The organism is Flavobacterium sp. PLA-DH12 (assembly GCF_059511845.1).
In genome coordinates, this window is the sequence record NZ_JCAMPD010000013.1 from 89,754 (window position 1) to 110,971 (window position 21,218).

The following is a 21,218-nucleotide window of genomic DNA, read 5'->3' on the forward strand; positions in this document are numbered from 1 at the left end:
TAGTACCTTAAAAAAATGAAAATATTAATTATAAATTCAGGGAGTTCTTCAATTAAATACCAATTGATGATAATGCCAGAAAACGAAGTAATCTGTTCTGGAATGATTGACAGAATTGGTTTAGAAACTTCAAATATTACTTTTAAAACAGCTGTTGCTTCACGAGAAGAAACACTTCCAATTCCCAATCACAAAATAGGTTTGCAGAAAGTGGCTAATATGCTTTTAGATCCTGAAAAAGGAGTAATTAAGTCTACTTCAGAGATTGCTGCTGTTGGTCATCGTGTGGTGCATGGTGGAAGCGATTTTAGCGCAACAGTAAAAATTGATAACAAAGTTAAAGAAAAAATCAAACAGCTTTTTGAATTGGCGCCTTTGCACAATCCTGCCAATTTAGAAGGAATTAATGTGGCAGAAGAAATTTTTAGTTCGGCTGAACAAATTGCTGTTTTTGATACTGCTTTTCATCAAAGTATGCCAGAAGTAGCATATAAATATGCAATTCCGAATTACCTTTTGACAGAAAATAAAGTTCGTGTTTACGGTTTTCATGGAACAAGTCATAAATATGTTTCTGAAAAGGCAATTAAATACTTAAAAGATAATTCTAAAGTAATTACCATCCACTTAGGAAATGGCTGTAGTATGGCCGCAGTTAAAGACGGAAAGTGTATTGACACTTCAATGGGATTTTCTCCTTCAAATGGCTTAATTATGGGAACTCGCGCTGGAGATATTGACCAGTCTGTTGTTTTTTATATGATTAAAAATTTAGGTTATACTCCAGATGAGGTAAATGCTGTTTTATTGAAACAAAGCGGTATGCTTGGCCTTACTGGTTATAGTGATTTGCGTGACATTGAAGGTGAAGCCGAAAAAGGAAATAAAGAATGTCTCTTGGCATTGCAAATGAATGCTTATAGAATTAGAAAAACAATAGGGGCTTATGTCGCAGCTCTAAACGGATTAGATGCAATTGTTTTTACTGCAGGAATTGGAGAAAACTCATCGTATATGCGTAATTTGATTTGTACAGACATGGATTATTTCGGAATTGAAATTGATACAGAAAAGAATCAAATTCGTTCTAAAGAATTAAGAGAAATCAGCTCAGAGAAGTCTAAAGTAAAAGTTTTGGTAGTTCCGACTGATGAAGAATATGAAATTGCAAATCAGGTTTTTCAGTTGTTAAATAACTAATTTGCCAAATTATTTGAAATGAATATTATTTCGCTATTGTTGTTTTTAATTTTTGCCACCATTTCAGGAATTCATTTTTATTGGGGTTTTGGCGGAAAATGGGGAAGCAAGGAAGCTGTTCCTACAAAAGATGATGAAACACCGCTTTTTACACCAGGACCAATTTCGAGTTTTGTTGTGGCTGTTGGGACCTTGCTTTTTGGAGTTCTATATTTGATAAAATTTGGATTTATACAGTTAAGTTTACCAGTATGGATCGATAAATATGGGTTTTGGCTCATAATTTCGATATTTACTTTAAGGGCTATTGGAGAATTTAACTATGTTGGGTTCTTTAAAAAACACAAAAGTTCGCAGTTTGGTGTTAATGACACAAAATATTATTCGCCATTATGTTTGCTAATTGGTATATTGACTTTAGTTCTAGAATTAAATAACTAAGTTTTTAAATTAAAATTTATAAGACAGCTCCCTTTTAGGGAGCTTTTTTATGGCTTTATAATTAAATATTTGTGAGTATCTTTGAGGTATAAATCCGAATATCTTGAAATCGATACTTTTTAAATCCGTTTTCTTCTTTTTCATCGCTTTACAGCTTCAGGCACAAGAATTACTTCCCTTTGTAGAAAATTATAGCAAATCTGATTATCAGGGAGATAATCAAATCTGGAATGTTGTACAAGGTAATGATAATGCCATGTATTTTGCTAATAACCACTATTTGCTTCGTTACGACGGGGTAAAATGGGAAAAATATACACTTCCGAACAAAACAATTATTCGATCAATTCTGATTGAAGGAGACAAAATATATTCTGGTTCCTATAAAGAATTTGGTTATTGGTATAGAAAAGATGGCACTATGCATTATGTTTCGATTACCAAAAATCTCAGATTATTTGATGAAAAAGATAATGAGGAAATTTGGAAAATTTTCAGGTTTAACGGTTCACTTTATTTTCAATCGTTTAATGACATTTTTATTTATAACGGAAAAACTATTAAGAAAATTAAATTCCCTTTTCTTATTTCGTATTGTTTTGGAGTAGATAAAGATTTATACGTTGCTTCAGTTAAGGATGGAATTTACAAAATGAACGGTAAATATATTGCCAATCCAAAAGGATGGGATATTTTAAAAAATACAGTTGTCCATGCTATCGAAAAGGTTCAAAACACGACTTATATTTTTACGCAGAAAAAAGGTGTTTTTATTGTAGAAAAAAATGGACTAAGAAGCTGGGAACATCCAATAAATGAAACTTTAAAAGCGGCAACCGTCAATGTGGCAAAATTTGTTAAAAATGATAAGCTGATTATTGGAACCGGAAATCGCGGAATTTTCATTTTAGATTTAAAAAACAACACCTATAAAAATATCGAACGCGATAATGTTTTAATGAACAATTCGGTTCTCAGTATAGGATTGGATAAAGAAAATGATTTGTGGGTTGGTTTAGATAATGGTATTGCACATGTTGAGGTTAATTCTCCTATTTCTTTCTTTTACGATAATTCAGGACTTTTAGGATCTGTATATGCTGTGGCTACAATTAATAAAGGATATTTAATTGCATCCAATCATGGGATTTTTGAGTACAGTGCTGGAAAGTTTAATATGATGCCTAATACACAAGGCCAGGGTTGGAATATCTCTCTAATTGACGGAAAATATATTATAGGTCATAATGACGGCACTTTTTCATACGAAAATGGTACTTTGACGAAAATAAATGGTGTCAGCGGTGGCTGGAACATGTCTAAAAGCAGTATTAATAATGCTTATTTTCAATCTACATATAGTGGTATTCTGGTTTATGATGATCCTTCAAATATGTCTCATTATAAGATTATCAAGGATCTGGCAAAACCCATAAAGTATGTTGCTCAAAACAAAAAGAATGAAATTTGGGCAGCCGATAATTATCGCGGTTTATATCGTGTTTTGCTAGATGACAATTATAATACATTAAAAGTTGAAAATGTCACACAGCAAAGCAAAATACAAAACGATTTTGGAATAAAGATTTTTGAATTTAGAAAGGAAATACTTTTTCTAATTAATAACTCTTGGTATACGTACAATTCTATATCTAATAAATTGGAAGAAAATGAATTGTTTAATGCAAACTTCAGAAATGTGACAGATGTTGTTTCGATAGATGAAGATCATTTTATGGTTTTGCAAAACGGAATCTTATATCATATCTATGCTCAAGGAAACAAGTTTGTCTGGAATATTATTCAGGAGAAATATTATAAAGGAAAATTGATTAATGAGAATCTAAGAATTTTCAAAAAAGACAATTATTATTTGTTTAATCTGGATGATGGATTTATATCTCTTAAACTACAATATGAAAATAAACAAAATTCAGGAGTAAAAGTTGAAGCATTTAGCAATAATGTTTTAATCCCTGATGAAGAGAAAATCAAATTCAATACCGAATTGCAGATTAATGTTATTTCTGGAATTTACGGAGCAAGTAAACCTAATTTATTTTACAAGCTAGATAAAGAAAAAGATTTTATTCCAATTTCAGACGGATTGATTGTTTTGAATAATTTAAGCAGCGGGTATCATACGACAGAAATATATAAACACGATGGAGCAACTTATGAAAAAGTTTCGTCTTATAAATTTAAAGTTGCCGAACCATGGTATTTTTCTTTTTGGATGATTCTTTTATATTTTCTAGTTGTTGGAGCAGTTTTATTTTTCTATTATAAATGGAACAAACTTCGTTATATGCAAAAACTGAAATTGCAGGCAGAGGAATTAAAACATCAGAGAGAAATTCTTGAAATGGAATTGAAGAAAGAAAACGAACTTAATATCCAAGAATACGAAAAACACATTTTAGAATTAGAATTACAAGCGAAATCTTCAGAAGTAGCTGGTAAGTCATTGTCAATTGCAAAACAAACCGAAATGATTGATAAAATTCAAGGTATTTTGGAAAACGAAAAAGACTTTAGTAAACTTAAAAATGAAATTAGAAAAGCAATAAAGATTAATGAAGTAAATAAACACGAATGGGAAACATTTGAGACCAATTTGAACCAAATTCATAATGAGTTTATTATTAATTTATCAAAAAAATATCCGCATCTAACTCCAAAGGATATTAAACTATGTGTGTACCTTAAAATGAACCTTTCTTCTAAAGAAATTGCTCCTATGATGAATATCTCTTTTAGAGGTGTAGAATTACACAGATATCGTCTTAGAAAGAAGCTAAACCTTACTCAGGACGAAAACCTATCAAAGTTTTTATTAACTCTGTAAGATTCCATTTTATTTTTTACAGAATTTATATTTTTCCATATCATTTTTTATATAATTACGATACATCATTACTACATCATAATGTTATGTTAAACCAATTTTGTTAACATTTATGGTATTGATAATCATAGTGATAATATAAAATTTTAACACATTGATGTAGCTATGTTGTAGTGGTAATTGATGTACTACAACGTTGTAATTGCTTAATTTGGCTCTACTAACTTAAACGATTACGTACTGTATGAAAAATTTTATTTTTAGCTTTTTAGCGCTCTTGCTGCTGCCTACCTATATGATGGGGCAAGCTCAAGCAATTAAAGGAAAAGTAGTAGACAGTAATGGAATGGGAATTCCAGGAGCAATTATCGCTTCAGCTGATGCTAGAGCAACTGCAGATGCAGATTTCGACGGAAACTTTACAATTAATGCAAAACCTGGGGATATTTTAAAAATCTCTATGTTAGGTTTTGATTCGGTTTCTGTACCGGCTACAGCCGCACCAATGACAATAACCTTAAAAGAAGCAGGTGATACTGCTTTAAAAGAAGTAGTTGTAATTGGATACGGTACAAGAAAGAAAATTGATAATACTTCGGCGGTTAGCTCAATTAAGTCCGAAGAGATTACCAAAATGAAAGTAATGAATGCCTCTCAGGCTATTCAAGGAAAAGCTGCTGGAGTTCAGGTATCTACCTCAGATGCGCCAGGAAGTACTCCATCAGTTGTGATCAGGGGAGCTGGTACTGCATTAGGAGGAAGAAATCCTCTTTATGTTGTAGACGGTATGCCTACTGACAATATTAATAACATTAATACTAATGATATTACATCTTATGAAGTATTAAAAGATGCTTCTTCATTAGCGATTTATGGTACAAGAGGTGCAAATGGTGTAATTATGATTACAACCAAAGCAGGAAAAGGTAAGCTTACTGTTGATGTAGAAAGTTTTGCAGGAATTAGAACTCCACTAAAAACTGTAAAAATGGCAAATGCTGAGGAGTATGTTCGTTACAGTAATGCTGCTTATAGCAATGATTTTCCTCAAGGAAGATTTTCTGCAAATCAGCCATATAACACAGATTGGCTAGATGCGATCACAAGAACAGGATCTTATACTCAAAATAACATTGCAATTTCAGGATCTTCAGACAATGTAAAATACTTTTTTAGTGCTGGAAATTATGAAGAAAAAGGAATTTTGAACGGATCTGATTATGGACGTACAACTTTTAGAAATAACAACGAATTTAAACTTTCTGAGAAAGTTAAAATTAGCCAAAATTTCAGTGTAAGTAGCATTAAAAATACACCAATGCCTTTGAGCGCTTTTACTAATGCTTACAGACAATCTCCTTTAGTTCCTGTTCGTTATGCTGATGGAAAATATGGAGTTCCATTTATTTCTAATGGAGTTGTAGCAGAAACAGGATCATCATTTAATAATGTTGCAAATCCAGTGGCTCAATTAGATTATACAAATGAGCAGCAGCAATCGGTAACTTTACAAGGGGGATTAAAATTAGATTGGGATATTTTTAAATCTTTGAAATTCACATCACAATTTAATGGGGAATATTATACTTACAAGCAATATAATTATGTAGACAATTTAGCACTTTGGCTTTCTGCAGACCCTACTCGTATAGCTTCTGGTTATCCTTCAGATTTGAATAAAAACACTTTAACACGAGGTAGAGACGAATATTTTAACTGGAACTTGTCTAACTATTTAACGTATAACAAAGTTTTTGCTGAAATTCATGATGTTGAAGTTACTGCAGGTATTGAAGCAAATGTACAAGGAACTAGAGAAAAGTTAACGATTGATAGAAAGAATGTAAATGCAAATTCAAATTATTGGTCTTTAAAAGATGTTAACGTTGCAGGTAATGTTACAGGTTATAAAGATGAAGCACTTAATCAAAGAAGATTAGCATCTTATTTCGCTCGTTTTCAATATAAATTGATGGACAGATATTTGGTTACAGGTACTGTAAGACGTGACGGTTCATCTCAGTTTGCTGAAGACAAACGTTGGGGAACTTTTCCATCAGTTGGTTTAGGGTGGATCATTTCTAAAGAAAGCTTCTTAAGCAATGTAGAACCAATTAATTTATTAAAAATTAGAGGTTCTTGGGGTAGATTAGGGAATCAAAATGTACCTCTTAATACACAATTATTAACTTCTGGACTAGATTATTCTGGTTTAGGTTCTGGTACTACAATTAATTCTCAAGTAGATCCTAATTTATCTTGGGAGATTGTTGAAGAACTTTCAGGAGGTTTTGATTTTGAATTGCTTAATAGCAGATTAAAAGGGTCATTTGATTTGTATGATAAAAACACAAACAATACAATTTTGAATGTTAAGCCTTATTCAACTTCTGGAATTACGCTAGCTACGCCAGCGCATGTTGGAGAAGTGTCAAATAAAGGATACGAGATCTCTTTACGTTGGGATGATAAAATAAACGATAATTTAAGTTATTGGATTGGAGGGAATTTTTCTCATAATAAAAATGAACTTACAAGCCTTAAAAATGTTCAGTTAAATCCAATTATTGGAGGAAGTTTAGGAAACGGTCAAAACACCAAAATTTTAGATAACACTTCTGTAGGTCAGCCATTGGGTAGTTTCTTTATGTATGAATATGCGGGAGTTGACCCAACAAATGGGCAAATGTTATACTACAAAGCAGATGGTTCTAAAGTTGCTCAATCAGGTTTAGATGAACTTAAAGATAAAAAATACGTTGGTTCTCTTTTACCGACTTCTAACTACGGTGTTACTTTAGGAGTAAATTACAAAAACATTGATTTTTCTGTTGACGGTTACGGAACTGGCGGAGCAAAAGTATACAATGGAAAAAAAGCACAAAGATTTGGAGGAGAAAATGTAGAAGCTTCTATGGCTAATGGCTTTTGGACGCCTACAAACACTACATCTTCAATTCCAGCACCTTCTAATTTAGTTCCTTATGCTTCAACATATTATTTAGAATCTGCGGACTTCTTTAGAATTAATAATATTACGTTAGGATATAAACTTCCACTTAAAGAAGATCAGTTTTTAAGCTATTGCCGTCTTTATGTAAACGCAATGAATCCATTTATCACACAAAAATTCTCTGGGTTCTCACCAGACGTTGTGTCTGATGGTAAGTTAGTTGAAGGCACTCAAGGGGTTGAATTAGATGCTTATCCATCATTGAGATCATTTGTTGTTGGTGTTAATTTAAAATTTTAAAATTATGAAAAGAATATATATATCAATGTTTGTACTTTCTGGATTATTATTATCTGGTTGTTCAAATGATTTTTTAGATGTAGAGCCAAGTGAGGCTATTCCTGCTGATCCAGCTTTGGTCAATAGTGATGAAGGAGCTAAAAGTTTTGTAACAGCAATCTATAATCAGTTTTTAGGTTGGGAAATGTCTTCTTTTGGATGGAATGCGGTTTCAAGTATAATCTCAGATGATGCTGATAAAGGATCAGATCCTGGAGATACAGGGGGAGATAAAGATATTGTAGACGCATTGACATATAATGCTTCAACTCCATCATTTGAATCTACTTGGAATGCAAATTATGCTGGAATTAATAGATGTAATCAAGCATTAGCAATGTTTCCTAAATTAGATCAGGCATCACCAGATTTGAAAGCAAGATTAGTTGGGGAAACAAAATTCATGAGAGCTTTTATGTATTTTACTTTAGTTAAAGGATACGGAGGAGTTCCTATTGTTGATCATTTAGCTACAGTTCCAATTTCTGAGGAAGATAGAAAAATGCAATTGACACGTAAATCAGTAGCAGAGGTTTATGCTTTTATAGAACAAGATTTAAATGATGCTATTGAAGCTTTGCCTTTAAAATCTGCCTACACTGGAGCAGATGTTGTTAGGGCTTCTAAAGGAGCGGCGTATGCTTTATTAGCAAAAGTAAACCTATATCAAAAAAATTGGCAAAAAGTAATTGACAATTGTGATAAAGTAACAGGTTACTCTTTAGTTACCGATTATGCATTACAATTTAAAAAAGAAGGAGAATTTGGTTCAGAATCTATTTTTGAAATTAATGGAGTAGGTTCTACTTCTAGCCCTGGATTTGGAATTGGAAATTATACTGTTTCTCAAGCGCCTCGTGGTGCTGGAGGTTGGGGTTGGGGATTCAATACACCAACTAAAGGTTTAGCAGATGCTTATGAAGCTGGAGACGTTAGAAAAGATGCTACAATTATTTTTAGAGGTTCAGTTTTATATGACGGAAGAATAGTGGCATCAACTGTAGCTAATCCAAGATACAATTATAAGGCATATTCATCATCTTTCTATAATCAAGAATTTACAGACACTAATCTTAGATATTTAAGATATGCTGAAGTAATTTTAATGAAAGCTGAGGCATTAAATGAATTAGGAGAAACATCAGCAGCTATTCCTTTGGTAAATCAGATTCGTAAAAGAGCTGGTTTAGGAGATACTCCTTATACTTCACAGGCAGATATTAGAAAAGCAATTTATAAAGAAAGAAGATTAGAATTTGCTTTTGAGCACGACAGATGGTTTGATATTGTTAGAACTGGGCAAGCAGAAGCGGCTATGGCTGCAGATGGAAAAACTTTTATTGTTGGAAAACATGAGTTATGGCCTATACCAACTTCATTCTTGAGAGAAGCAAATGGGCTTTCTGAACAAAACCCTGGTGGTTATTAATCAAAATCTTAAAAATCACTTCCTTCAGATTTCCTGAGGGAAGTGATTATTTATCAAAAATCTTAAATTTTTATAATGGTTAGAATTTCAGTTTTATTTTTAGCTTTTGCTTTTTTTAGTTGTGGATCAAAGGAAGATAAGTCAAAAGAAAATGTACAGGAAAATACTTCTGGCGTTACTGCATTAACAGATGAGCAGCTTTTAGATGCTGTTCAAAAACAAACATTTAAATATTTCTGGGATTATGCAGAACCAAATTCTGGATTAGCTAGAGAACGTTATCATCCAGACGGAGTTTATCCTGAAAACGATTCAAATATTGTAACAACAGGTGGCTCAGGTTTCGGATTAATGGCTCTTGTTTCAGGAATGTCTCAAGGATATATTACTAAAGAACAAGGTGTAGAACGTCTTAACAAAATTGCAGATTTTTTAGGCAAAGCTGATCGTTTTCACGGAGCATGGCCACATTGGATGGACGGAAATACAGGAAAAGTAAAGCCTTTTGGAACCAAGGATAATGGTGGAGATTTAGTCGAAACCTCATTTTTGGTTGCAGGAATGATTACGGTTCGTGAATATCTTAAAGATGGTTCTGAAAAAGAAAAAGCAGTAGCTCAAAAATTTGATGCACTTTGGAAAGGTGTTGAATGGCAATGGTACACAAATAATAAAAATGTATTGTATTGGCACTGGTCGCCAAACTACGCGTGGCAAATGAATTTTCCTTTGCAAGGATATAATGAATGTCTTATTACGTACGTAATGGCAGCGTCTTCGCCAACACATACAATTGATGTGAAAGCATATCATGAAGGTTGGGCGAGAAGCGGCGGCATAGTTTCTTCAAAAACAAAATATAATATTCCACTTATTTTAAAGCACAATGGGGCAGAAGAATTTGGCGGTCCATTATTTTGGGCTCATTATTCTTATGTAGGTTTAGATCCAAATCAGTTAACAGATAAATATGCAAACTACTGGGATTTAAATGTAAATCAGACTAAAATCAATTATGAGTATTGTGTTCAAAATCCAAATAAAAATGCAGGTTATGGTCCTGAATATTGGGGTTTAACTGCTTCTTATTCTAGAAACCCCGATGGATCGATTGGATACAATGCACATATGCCAAGTAATGATCAAGGTGTGATTTCTCCAACAGCAGCAATTAGCTCAATTGTTTACACGCCAAAAGAATCTATGGCCGTAATTAGAAATTTATACGAAAATCATAAAGAAGAAGCTTGGGGAGATGCAGGTTTTTATGATGCTTTGAGTTTAGGAAATAAATGGGTTGCAAAACGTTATTTAGCAATAGATCAAGGTCCTGAAGTTGTAATGATCGAAAATTACAGAACAGGATTGATATGGAAATTGTTTATGAACGCGCCAGAAGTAAAACAAGGTTTAACAAAACTTGGATTTAAATCTGGAAAATACGGGATTCAATAATTGACATGAAATACAAATTAGCTTTTTTATCTTTTTTGATTTCACTTTTAGGCTTTAGCCAGAGTGAGACAACCGGAAAAATAAATACAGTCGTAATGGCAAAGTATGAACTTGGCTATGTTTTGCATAAACCGGCAAATACAAAAGAGAAAAAACCTTTGATAGTTTTTATTTCTGGAGATGGAGAAAAAGGAACTGATCTTGAGAAAGTAAAAATTAATGGACCTTTAAAATATTTAAAGACACATCAAGTAGATGCTTACGTTCTTGCTCCACAATGTAAAGAAGATGAAAACTGGGATATAGAATCAATTTATCAGCTGATTCTAAAAATTCAGAAAGAGAATAAAATTGATTCAGAAAGAATATATGTTACTGGTTTGAGCTCAGGAGGTTGGGCTTCTTGGAATTTGGCTTTTGCACATCCAGATCTATTTGCCGCAAATGTACCTGTCGCTGGCTTTGTAGATTTGATTCAGTTAGAAAAAGCATGTGAAATTGCCAATATTCCAACCAGGATTTTTCATGGATTACTCGATGATGTGGTAAATGTGAATTATGCAATCACGATTTACAAAGAATTAAAAAAATGTAATGCTAAAGATGTGAAGCTAACCATTTTTGATGATGCAGGTCATGACAGCTGGACAAAAGTATATGATAATCAAGAAATCTACGACTGGATGTTGCAGCAAAGAAAAACGAATACAAACAAATAAATAGAATAGAATGAAAAACAAATTAGTCTTACTTTTTTTAGGATGCGCTATTTTGGGTTATGCTCAAAAAAAGCCAGCTAAAAATACAGTGAAAATTAAACCAAAGTCTGAATTTGTGGCGGAATTAATGTCAAAAATGACTTTAGACGAGAAATTGGGTCAGTTAAACTTGCCAACATCTGGTGATATTACCACTGGGCAGGCAAACAGCTCAAATGTGGCAAAAAATATTGCTGAAGGAAAAGTGGGCGGTTTGTTCAATATTAAATCAGTTCAAAAAATTAAAGAAGTACAGAAAATTGCGGTTGAAAAAAGCCGTTTAAAAATTCCGTTGCTTTTTGGTATGGACGTTATTCACGGTTACGAAACAACATTCCCAATTCCGTTAGGATTATCTTGTACTTGGGATATGGGTTTAATTGAAAGAAGTGCTCAAATCGCTGCAAAAGAAGCAAGTGCAGACGGTATCAACTGGACATTCTCTCCAATGGTTGACATTTCTCGTGACCCAAGATGGGGAAGAGTTTCTGAAGGTTCAGGAGAAGATCCATATTTAGGAAGCCAAATTGCAAAAGCAATGGTTAACGGTTACCAACAACACGATCTTACTAAAAATAACTCAATCTTAGCATGTGTTAAACACTTCGCATTATATGGTGCTCCAGAAGGTGGACGTGATTACAACACTGTTGATATGAGCCATATTAGAATGTTTAATGACTATTTTCCTCCTTACAAAGCTGCAGTTGATGCAGGTGTAGGTTCGGTTATGGCTTCTTTCAACGAAGTTGACGGAATTCCAGCAACAGGAAACAAATGGTTAATGACAGATGTTTTAAGAAAACAATGGGGTTTCAAAGGTTTTGTAGTAACAGATTTTACAGGAATTCCTGAAATGATTCCTCACGGAATGGGCGATTTACAGCAAGTTTCAGCTTTAGCATTAAACGCTGGAGTTGAAATGGATATGGTTGGAGAAGGTTTCTTAGGAACTTTGAAAAAATCTTTAGATGAAGGAAAAGTAAAAATCGAAACAATCGATAATGCTGTAAAACTTATTTTAGAAGCGAAATATGATTTAGGATTATTCCAAGATCCATATAAATATTGCGACGAGAAGAGAGCAAAAACTGAAATCTTTACAACAGATAGCAGAAAAGAAGCACGTGATATTGCAGCTCAATCTTTAGTTTTATTAAAAAACCAAAATCAGTTGTTGCCTCTTAAAAAATCTGGAACAATTGGTTTAATCGGACCATTGGCAGATGCTAAAGAAAACATGCCAGGAACTTGGAGTGTGGCTACAAAAATGGAAAATGCTGTTTCATTATTGAGAGGTATTAAAGAAGTAGCTGGAACAGGAACTAAAGTTTTATACGCTAAAGGAAGTAATTTAGATTACGATGAAACTTTTGAAACTAATGCGACAATGTTCGGTAAAACGTTACACCGTGATGCTCGTACAAAAGAAGAATTATTAGCAGAAGCTTTAAAAGTAGCAGAGCAATCAGATGTAATTGTGGCAGCTTTAGGAGAATCTGCAGAAATGAGCGGAGAATCTAGCAGCCGTACAAATTTAGAAATTCCACAAGCTCAAAAAGATTTATTAAACGCTTTATTAAAAACAGGAAAACCAGTTGTTTTAGTTTTATTTGACGGGCGTCCGTTAGTAATTACAGACGAAGAAAAAACAGTTCCTGCAATTTTGAATGTTTGGTTCGCAGGTACAGAAGCTGGTTACGCTATTGCTGATGTTTTATTTGGAGATGTTAATCCTTCAGGAAAATTGACTTCAACTTTCCCAAGAAGCGTTGGACAATTGCCAATTTACTACGCACACAAAAATACAGGAAGACCTCTTTCTAACACAGAAGGGAAATTTGAAAAATTCAGATCAAATTATATTGACGAAAGAAATGAGCCTTTATTCCCATTCGGATTTGGTTTAAGCTATACCAATTTTGATTATTCAAACTTGAAAATTTCTTCTGATAAGATGGATTCAAACGGAAAATTGAAAGTAACTGTTGATGTTACAAACACTGGAAATTTTGACGGTAAAGAAACAGTTCAATTATACATTAGAGATTTAGTTGGTTCAGTAACAAGACCAGTTAGAGAATTGAAGGGTTTCCAAAAAATAGCACTTAAAAAAGGTGAAAAACAGACAGTAAGTTTTGATATTACTGTTGAAGATTTAAAGTTTTATAACTCTGATTTACAATTCGTAGCAGAGCCAGGGCAGTTTGATATTTTCGTTGGAGGAAATTCAAACGCCGATAAGAAAGTTAGTTTTGAGTTAACTAAATAGTTGGTTTATTTGATTAGTGAAAAGCCCTTCGTTTGGAGGGCTTTTTTTCTAAAATGAATAACCTTTTTTTGTAATTTTTTAACTGCGATTATTATGAATAAATTAAAAATATTTAGTGCATCATGCCTTATTGCTTTTTCATTTTGTAATGCACAAAAGAATGCAATTGTCGCGCATCGCGGTGCATGGAAAAAAAACAATCTTCCCGAAAACTCAATTGCATCTTTAAGACATGCCATCGATTTAAAATTACCAGGTTCAGAATTTGATGTTTGGAGAACGGCAGATGATTCACTTGTAATCAATCACGATGCACATTACAATAAACTGCTTATTGAAGAAACGAATTATGCAGATTTGATAAAATTTAAACTTTCAAACGGAGAAAAACTTCCAACGCTTCACGAATATATTTCAGAAGGAATGCGAAATAACAAGCACACACTTTTGGTGTGCGAAATTAAAACTTCAGAAATTAGTAAAGAAAGAGGGCAAAAAACGGGTGTAGCAGCAGTCGAAACCATTAAAAAATTAAAAGCCGATAAAAATACCTGCTACATCAGTTTTGATTATGATATTCTAAAGAAAATTAGAGAAATAGATTCTAAAACGTCTTTACAATATTTAGAAGGAAATAAATCTCCAAAAGAAGTCAAAGCAGATAAAATCAATGGTGTAGATTATCATTATTCAGTTTTTCAAAAGCATCCAGAATGGATTCAGGAAGCGAAAGACAATAAGATTATTCTAAATGCTTGGACTGTCAATGACGCAAAAGATATGGATTGGATTATTGCTCATAAATTCAATTACATCACCACAAATGAACCTGAACTTTTAAAGGAAAGAAAAGAGGTTAAAAACTAATCTTCTAAAACTTTACTAAAGAAATCTAACCATGAAAAAGATATATAAACAACTTACGCCGATTTTGTTTTCGATGCTTTTCGGAAGTACTCTTTTGGCACAAAATTCTGGTAAAACAGAATGGTTTGACCCTAGCAGACCCGCAACAACCTATTGTAATCCGATCAATATTGGGTACAATTATACGACTCATAATCACAATGGAATTCCAGAATCACGCCGTTCAAGCGCCGATCCTGTAATTATTACCTATAAAGGCGAATATTATTTGTTTGCTACCAATCAAGCAGGTTTCTTTTGGAGTAAAGACATGTCCGACTGGAATTTTGTTTATGGAAGTTTCCAAAGACAGCCAGGCGACGATGACCAGTGTGCTCCCGCAGCTTGGGTTGTAAATGACACATTATTTTATGTGGGTTCAACTTGGAAAAGAGATCATCCTATTTGGAAAACAGCTGATCCAAAATCAGGAAGATGGTCACGTCATGTAGATAAAGCAATGCTTCCAACTTGGGATCCAGCGATTTTTCAAGATGATGATAAAAAAGTATACATGTACTACGGTTCAAGCGGAAAATTACCGCTTGTTGGAGTTGAAGTTGATTATAATACTTGGCTTCCAAAGGGAAATCAGGCTGATTATGCAACTTTGTATAAAGCGACAGAAGTAGAGGATATTCAGAAACCTTACGGACAAATTAAAGAAGTTGCCATTTTAGATCCTTCGGCTCACGGATGGGAGCGTTTTGGCCCAAATAATGATATGGAACCAGCGCCATGGGGAAATTTTATTGAAGGAGCTTGGATGACGAAACATAATGGAAAATATTATATGCAATACGGAGCTCCTGCAACCGAGTTTAAAGGTTATGCAAATGGAGTTCATGTGGGAGATAATCCGTTAGGACCGTTTACGTATCAAAAACACAATCCGATGTCTTATAAACCGGGCGGATTTGTAATTGGAGCTGGACACGGAAATACCTTTGCTGATAATTATGGGAATTACTGGAATACTGGAACATGCAAAATTTCTATTAAAGATCGTTTCGAGCGTCGTATAGATATGTTTCCAGCAGGATTTGATAAAGATGATGTAATGTATTCTATTACCGCTTATGGAGATTTCCCAATTGTATTGCCAACAAGCGAGCGTGATCAGACAAAAGGCGCTTCATCTGGATGGATGTTGCTTTCATATAAAAAGCCTGTTACTGTTTCTTCTTCTGAGGAATGTATGGAAGTGGAAACGCATAGAATGGATAATGGAGGTAAAAAAGTGTATGAGAAATTCTGCTATGGGCCTGAAAATCTAACAGATGAAAATATTCAAACGTATTGGTCGGCAAAAACTAATAATCCGGGGGAATGGCTTCAAATGGATTTAGGAAAACCAATGGAAATTAATGCTTTGCAGATTAACTACGCAGACCATAAAGCGACGCAGTTTAATAAAGCTATGGATATTTATTATCAATATAAAATATTCATGTCTGATGATGCTCAGAATTGGACTTTGGTGGTAGATAAATCTAAAAATGATAAAGATGCACCACATGATTATGTAGAGCTTTCAAAACCAATTAAAGCGCGTTACATTAAAATGGAGAACATTCACAATGCATCAGGCTTGTTTGCCATTTCTGATTTAAGAGTTTTTGGAAATGGATTGGCTGCAAAACCAAAACCTGTAGCTTCTTTTAAGGTAGACAGAAATAAAGCAGATTCTAGAAATGCTATGATTTCATGGAAAAAACAGACAGATGCAATTGGTTACAATATTTATTACGGAATTGCTCCTGATAAATTGTATAACAGTATTATGGTTTACGGTGACAATACATACGATTTTAGAGGTTTGGATAAAGGCACAAAATACTATTTCACAATAGAGCCTTTTAATGAAAACGGAATTGGAACAAAAAATAAGATTATTGAAGTAAAATAATCTTTATTTATAGAATACGTAAAAGCTCCGATTGCAAATTGAAGAATTTGTAATTGGAGTTTTTTTTGTGAAAAGGTTGAGGAAAAAACTTTAGAAATGTCAATAATTTTGTTCCTTTGCGAATATGCCATTGGCATGCTAAACTCCAAATTACTATAAAAACTATGAAAAAAACGATTCTTTTAACTGCTTTAGTTTTAAACGGATTGACATCTTTTGCGCAGACAAATGATGAGAAAAACATTAAATTATTTTACAAAAAAGCTTTAACCGAAGCAAAATGCTACACTTGGCTAGAATACTTGTCAAATGATATTGGCGCTCGTTTGTCTGGATCTAAAGGAGCAGAACAAGCCGTTGAGTACACTAAAAGCCAATTAGAAAGTTTAGGGCTTGATAAAGTATATTTGCAAGAAGTTATGGTGCCACATTGGGTTCGTGGCGAAAAAGAAACAGCTTATATTCTGGATGGAAAAGTAAAAACCACTGTACCAATTTGTGCATTAGGAGGTTCAGTAGCAACTCCAAAAACGGGTCTTATAGCAGAAATAATTGAGGTTCAGGGAATAAAAGAATTGAATGAGCTTGGAGCTGATAAAGTAAGAGGTAAAATTGTTTTCTATAACAGACCAATGAATCCTGAAAATATTGAAACTTTTACTTCTTACGGAGCTTGCGTTGATCAAAGATATGCAGGAGCAAAAGAAGCTGCAAAATTAGGAGCAGTAGGAACAATTGTTCGTTCTATGAATTTAAGATTAGACGATTTTCCTCATACAGGAGCTCAAAGTTATGGTGACTTGCCAAAGGCGCAATATATTCCAACTGCGGCAATCAGTACAAATGGAGCTGAATTGTTAAGTAAATCTTTAAAAGCAAATCCTGCTTTAAAATTTTATTTCAAACAATCTTGTGAGACTTTACCAGATGCGTTGTCATATAATGTAATTGGTGAATTGACAGGAACGGTGACTCCAGAAAACATTATGGTTGTTGGAGGGCATTTAGATTCTTGGGATTTAGCAGATGGTTCTCACGATGATGGAGCAGGAGTAGTGCAAAGTATGGAAGTAATCCGTATTTTGAAAAACTTAAATTATAAACCTAAAAATACCATTCGTGTTGTATTGTTTATGAACGAAGAAAACGGCGGAAAAGGTGGTGCTAAATACGAAGAAGTTTCAAAACAAAACAAAGAGAATCATATTTTTGCTTTAGAAAGCGATTCAGGAGGATTCTCTCCAAGAGGATTTTCAATTGAAGCAGATGACGTTAATTTAAAAAAGATTCAAGGTTACAAAGATCTTTTTGAGCCTTATTTGGTGCACAGTTTTACAATTGGTCATGCAGGTTCTGATATTAATCATTTGACTTCACAAGCTATTGTTAAAGCAGGTTTGAAACCAGATTCTCAGCGTTATTTTGATTATCACCACGCTGCAAATGATAAATTTGATGCAATCAATAAAAGAGAATTAGAGCTTGGAGCTGCAACAATGACTACATTAATGTATTTATTAGACCAAAACGGAATCGAGACTAAAAAAGCAAATTAAGATTTATTTTGAAGCTGTTTTTAAATTTTATCGCGATCTTATTTGTAACATTCGTATTTGGACAGCATAAATCTGAAGACACCTCTGGGAAATTATATATAAGCGAAAAAAAATATTCAGTATTATTTCCTTATAACTGGCATCTTCAACAATCAGATTCTTTGCAAAAGAAGTTCATGCTTTTAAGCGAAAAAAGTTCGGCAAATGATAATTTTATTGAAAATGTAAGTTTGTGGATTTCTGATCTTGGATATTCAGGAGTTAAAGCAAAAACAGTAAAAAAGATAATTGATAAAAGATTCGGAGTAAGCAGCGAAATTATTTCTAATCGAAAGGTTGTAAAAAACGGTTTACATGGTCAAGAAATTGTTTACAAGCAATTAATGAGTAATGGTGTTTTCGGTACTATTTTGCAATACTATTTTATTAAAGATCGAGATTTATACATACTTACCTTTTGCAGTAAAAGTGAAGAGTACTTGTCTTATATGCCCGTTTTTCAATACATGTATGAGAATTTTGATATAAGATAAAACAGTATATTGTTATAAAAAAAACAGCAATCAGGTATTGATTGCTGTTTTTTTTTATATAATTATTATCGATTGGGATTAAAGTTTCATTACAATCAAATAAAATATAAAGGTGAGAGGAATATTAGAAAGTAAGATCAGAATTTTGGTTCCTATATCTCTTCGCTGTTCTGGAAGATGAATAAACCGGTCTGTTAAATGTACAAACATAATTGCATTTACAATTATTGCGCCCAACGCAAATGGCCAAGCGATAACCAAAACCATCGGATTTCCGTTTGAAATGATATAAAGGATAAACAGAATTGTGCTGATTATAAATGTGCCAACAGCCAATTCAATAGATTGTTTTTCTTCAAAAGGGTTGTGAATTGTTTTCATATGTTTTTAAATTTTAAAAGTTTGCTGAATAGTTTGAACAGGCATAAAAAGCATTTTTGAAAAATCGAGATAATGAAATGAATTTGCTTTTCTTCCTCTTTTAAATTGATGAATAAAATAGTTAATGCGCCTCGGGTAAAAAATAGTTCCAGTTGCTATTACCATAAACAGATACATACTTTTCTTTCCATTCCCAAGCAAATAATACTGCATGCCAATTTCTTCATAAACCGAAACGCCAGTATTCGTCAGAACATGGATAATATCGTGATCTTCGAGTTTTTCCTGAATATCAAAATGGTTTTTGTAAAGAAAACTTCCTAAGCCAAATCCTAAACTTTCTTCGGGATAATCCATTAGAGTATTTTTATCAATATTCCAAGGTTCATTATTTTTAAAATATTTTTGATACGGTTTTTTAGAACATTCATACAGTTTTTCAATCAAATAATCTCTCATACGGTATTGATTTAAAAGTTCTTTGAATTTCAAAGTTAATTAGCAAATAAAAAAGCTAGAATGAATAAAGGACTAGCTTTTTTGAAATATTAGTAAGTGTCTACTACTGTTTTTAGTATATTAGATTCGGCAATATCAGAAGGAGCAACGACTTTTTCTTCTAATGGAATATCATTGCCATAACGCTCTTTTAGTATTTTCTGAACTCTTGGATCTTGCAAATTAAAATCTTTCAACTCTCTAAGTTTAGACAATTCGATTCCTGCAGCGTTTTTATAAATCTTCCAAATCAATTCAGAGCAATATATTCTGCTGTCAGTCCATTCAAAATAGGCATCATATTCTTTACCGTCAAATTGCTGGCTGTAATCTTTCATTTTTTGCAAAATCTGCGGACTTAAAGCATTTTCGTCTTTTAACCTTTTTACGACATATTTGCTGTCTTTTCCGTGTTTAATCCAATCTTCAAGTGGAGTAAGTTTTACTGGCTGAACGGCTTCAAAAACAAAACAATTTCCGTTAATATCGTAAATAATGCCGCAATGTGAGAATTTCGAATTAGTTGCAATTCGAACGGCTTCGCATTGTTTAGATTCTGAGGTTTGAAAAATAAGATCACCATCCTTAAACTTGCTTGCCACCATTTTTTCTTTTTTGGTTCCAGTAAACGGATTGTTTGGGAAAACTTTTATAGCCACAAACAAGGCACAGCCAAAGCTTATGATAAAAGTAATGATCGGGAATAGGTATTTTTTGAATTTCATAAAGTAAATTTTAAAGTACTTTGAGTTGCAAAGTAAATGATAAAAAAAATAGCTGCCAAATAAAATGACAGCTATTTTCTAAAATATATTTTGAGAAATATTAGATTCTGAAAATACCTCCAACAGCAATAATTCGTTGAAAATAAGTAAAGTGTTGAGATGCTTTATCTTCAGGGCTTGTTGTAGTTTTAATATCCGGCATGTTGATATAACCTCCTTTTAACTCTCCTTGAACATAAAAATGTTTGAAAAAAGTAATGTTAAGACCTGCTTTTGCAGAAACTCCATAACCAGAAACATGAAAATCATCGTGACGTTCTTTACCCAAAAGCGTAGTATTAGTTTTTGGATATAAAACCCCAGCGCCAATACCTTCAGTTAAGTTAATCTGAACTTTATCGATATTTGGCAAACCAAACCATTTAGAAATATCATCAAATCTGGCAACTTCCGTATTAATGTAGTTTAAGCCATCTGTATGTTCGTACATTAAAAAAGCTGGACCGTTTACATTTACTTCACCATTGCCATAACCACCTTCTTTAGCTCCTCCCTGAGACATATCGACAGGAGTATTGTTATAATTACCATTGTAGATTGATGCAGGATCATCTGAAGGCAAATTGATGTATCCGTTAACGTTTGCAATTTGATTCTGAGCCATTACATATTTCATGTGGTCAACACCAATTGTAACACTATAATGATCACTAAAAAAGTAACCAAGTCTCAAATTCGTTTGAGGAATAGTCATATTTGCAGGATTAACATAGTCAACATGCCATCCTTTTGGTTTGTCATGAGCTGCCATATTTTCAACAGTAAAGTTGTAATCCTTACCTCTAAAGTTAACATCAGATTTTGAGTAACTTTCTCTATTACCACCCCACATTACAAAGAATTTTCCTTTGTTGTGTGCAGCGTATTTTTGTACTGGTATTTCCTCCTGAGCAAATGTGTTTAAAGAAACACAAGCCAGTAAGAAAAATAAAATTTTTGTTTTCAAAGAACTTAA

16 protein-coding genes are annotated in these 21,218 nt (G+C 33.2%); 12 read left to right on the forward strand and 4 right to left on the reverse strand.

The genetic code is table 11. The features are described from left to right. Window positions 1-15: 15 nt before the first annotated feature. From AC5ZCW_RS20850 to AC5ZCW_RS20905, 12 genes are all read left to right on the forward strand, one after another. Complete coding sequence (locus AC5ZCW_RS20850; protein ID WP_496121561.1) at window positions 16-1,200, forward strand: acetate/propionate family kinase; 1,185 nt, start codon at window positions 16-18, stop codon at window positions 1,198-1,200. 18 nt (window positions 1,201-1,218) lie between these two features. Beyond that, window positions 1,219-1,641, forward strand: coding sequence for a DUF3995 domain-containing protein (locus AC5ZCW_RS20855; protein ID WP_496121563.1), 423 nt, complete (start codon window positions 1,219-1,221; stop codon window positions 1,639-1,641). 103 nt (window positions 1,642-1,744) lie between these two features. Then, entirely contained in the window at window positions 1,745-4,489 is a 2,745-nt protein-coding gene (locus AC5ZCW_RS20860) for a helix-turn-helix and ligand-binding sensor domain-containing protein (protein ID WP_496121564.1), read from the forward strand. 244 nt (window positions 4,490-4,733) lie between these two features. Next, entirely contained in the window at window positions 4,734-7,742 is a 3,009-nt protein-coding gene (locus tag AC5ZCW_RS20865) for a SusC/RagA family TonB-linked outer membrane protein (RefSeq protein WP_496121565.1), read from the forward strand. A 4-nt stretch (window positions 7,743-7,746) separates the two neighbouring features. After that, entirely contained in the window at window positions 7,747-9,210 is a 1,464-nt protein-coding gene (locus tag AC5ZCW_RS20870) for a RagB/SusD family nutrient uptake outer membrane protein (RefSeq protein ID WP_496121566.1), read from the forward strand. A gap of 75 nt (window positions 9,211-9,285) precedes the next feature. Further along, complete coding sequence (locus AC5ZCW_RS20875) at window positions 9,286-10,665, forward strand: glucoamylase family protein (protein WP_496121567.1); 1,380 nt, start codon at window positions 9,286-9,288, stop codon at window positions 10,663-10,665. A 5-nt stretch (window positions 10,666-10,670) separates the two neighbouring features. Continuing rightward, the gene (locus AC5ZCW_RS20880; protein WP_496121568.1) at window positions 10,671-11,384 is read left to right on the forward strand and encodes a carboxylesterase family protein; all 714 of its coding nucleotides are present in this window, start codon (window positions 10,671-10,673) and stop codon (window positions 11,382-11,384) included. Window positions 11,385-11,394: 10 nt separating this feature from the next. Beyond that, window positions 11,395-13,695 carry a beta-glucosidase BglX gene (gene bglX, locus AC5ZCW_RS20885; RefSeq protein ID WP_496121569.1) on the forward strand — a complete coding sequence of 767 codons (2,301 nt, stop codon included), beginning with the start codon at window positions 11,395-11,397 and terminating at the stop codon, window positions 13,693-13,695. 93 nt (window positions 13,696-13,788) lie between these two features. Then, on the forward strand, window positions 13,789-14,562 hold the full coding sequence (locus AC5ZCW_RS20890) for a glycerophosphodiester phosphodiesterase family protein (RefSeq protein ID WP_496121570.1): 774 nt from the start codon (window positions 13,789-13,791) through the stop codon (window positions 14,560-14,562). A gap of 31 nt (window positions 14,563-14,593) precedes the next feature. Next, a complete protein-coding gene (locus AC5ZCW_RS20895; protein WP_496121572.1) occupies window positions 14,594-16,510 on the forward strand; it encodes a discoidin domain-containing protein in 1,917 nt (638 codons plus the stop codon). A gap of 164 nt (window positions 16,511-16,674) precedes the next feature. Beyond that, entirely contained in the window at window positions 16,675-18,066 is a 1,392-nt protein-coding gene (locus AC5ZCW_RS20900; protein WP_496121573.1) for a M20/M25/M40 family metallo-hydrolase, read from the forward strand. Between the two features lie 8 nt (window positions 18,067-18,074). After that, window positions 18,075-18,599, forward strand: a complete 525-nt coding sequence (locus AC5ZCW_RS20905) for a hypothetical protein (protein ID WP_496121574.1) — start codon at window positions 18,075-18,077, stop codon at window positions 18,597-18,599. Window positions 18,600-18,677: 78 nt separating this feature from the next. On the opposite strand, the gene AC5ZCW_RS20910 is transcribed toward AC5ZCW_RS20905, so the two are convergent. From AC5ZCW_RS20910 to AC5ZCW_RS20925, 4 genes are all read right to left on the reverse strand, one after another. Beyond that, window positions 18,678-18,980 (reverse strand): hypothetical protein, encoded by a 303-nt coding sequence (locus AC5ZCW_RS20910; protein WP_496121575.1) that lies wholly within the window; start codon window positions 18,978-18,980, stop codon window positions 18,678-18,680. A 6-nt stretch (window positions 18,981-18,986) separates the two neighbouring features. Further along, window positions 18,987-19,439, reverse strand: a complete 453-nt coding sequence (locus tag AC5ZCW_RS20915) for a hypothetical protein (RefSeq protein WP_496121576.1) — start codon at window positions 19,437-19,439, stop codon at window positions 18,987-18,989. 89 nt (window positions 19,440-19,528) lie between these two features. Further along, complete coding sequence (locus tag AC5ZCW_RS20920) at window positions 19,529-20,203, reverse strand: YiiX family permuted papain-like enzyme (RefSeq protein WP_496121578.1); 675 nt, start codon at window positions 20,201-20,203, stop codon at window positions 19,529-19,531. A 100-nt stretch (window positions 20,204-20,303) separates the two neighbouring features. Further along, window positions 20,304-21,209 carry a hypothetical protein gene (locus AC5ZCW_RS20925; RefSeq protein ID WP_496121579.1) on the reverse strand — a complete coding sequence of 302 codons (906 nt, stop codon included), beginning with the start codon at window positions 21,207-21,209 and terminating at the stop codon, window positions 20,304-20,306. Window positions 21,210-21,218: the final 9 nt, after the last annotated feature.

Bases quoted from the DNA above. Each gene is read 5' to 3' on its own strand.
- AC5ZCW_RS20915 (WP_496121576.1), bottom strand. From the start codon at position 19,439: ATGAGAGATTATTTGATTGAAAAACTGTATGAATGTTCTAAAAAACCG.
- AC5ZCW_RS20875 (WP_496121567.1), top strand. From the start codon at position 9,286: ATGGTTAGAATTTCAGTTTTATTTTTAGCTTTTGCTTTTTTTAGTTGT.
- AC5ZCW_RS20850 (WP_496121561.1), top strand. From the start codon at position 16: ATGAAAATATTAATTATAAATTCAGGGAGTTCTTCAATTAAATACCAA.
- bglX (WP_496121569.1), top strand. From the start codon at position 11,395: ATGAAAAACAAATTAGTCTTACTTTTTTTAGGATGCGCTATTTTGGGT.
- AC5ZCW_RS20880 (WP_496121568.1), top strand. From the start codon at position 10,671: ATGAAATACAAATTAGCTTTTTTATCTTTTTTGATTTCACTTTTAGGC.
- AC5ZCW_RS20900 (WP_496121573.1), top strand. From the start codon at position 16,675: ATGAAAAAAACGATTCTTTTAACTGCTTTAGTTTTAAACGGATTGACA.
- AC5ZCW_RS20890 (WP_496121570.1), top strand. From the start codon at position 13,789: ATGAATAAATTAAAAATATTTAGTGCATCATGCCTTATTGCTTTTTCA.
- AC5ZCW_RS20870 (WP_496121566.1), top strand. From the start codon at position 7,747: ATGAAAAGAATATATATATCAATGTTTGTACTTTCTGGATTATTATTA.
- AC5ZCW_RS20910 (WP_496121575.1), bottom strand. From the start codon at position 18,980: ATGAAAACAATTCACAACCCTTTTGAAGAAAAACAATCTATTGAATTG.
- AC5ZCW_RS20865 (WP_496121565.1), top strand. From the start codon at position 4,734: ATGAAAAATTTTATTTTTAGCTTTTTAGCGCTCTTGCTGCTGCCTACC.
- AC5ZCW_RS20920 (WP_496121578.1), bottom strand. From the start codon at position 20,203: ATGAAATTCAAAAAATACCTATTCCCGATCATTACTTTTATCATAAGC.
- AC5ZCW_RS20895 (WP_496121572.1), top strand. From the start codon at position 14,594: ATGAAAAAGATATATAAACAACTTACGCCGATTTTGTTTTCGATGCTT.
- AC5ZCW_RS20855 (WP_496121563.1), top strand. From the start codon at position 1,219: ATGAATATTATTTCGCTATTGTTGTTTTTAATTTTTGCCACCATTTCA.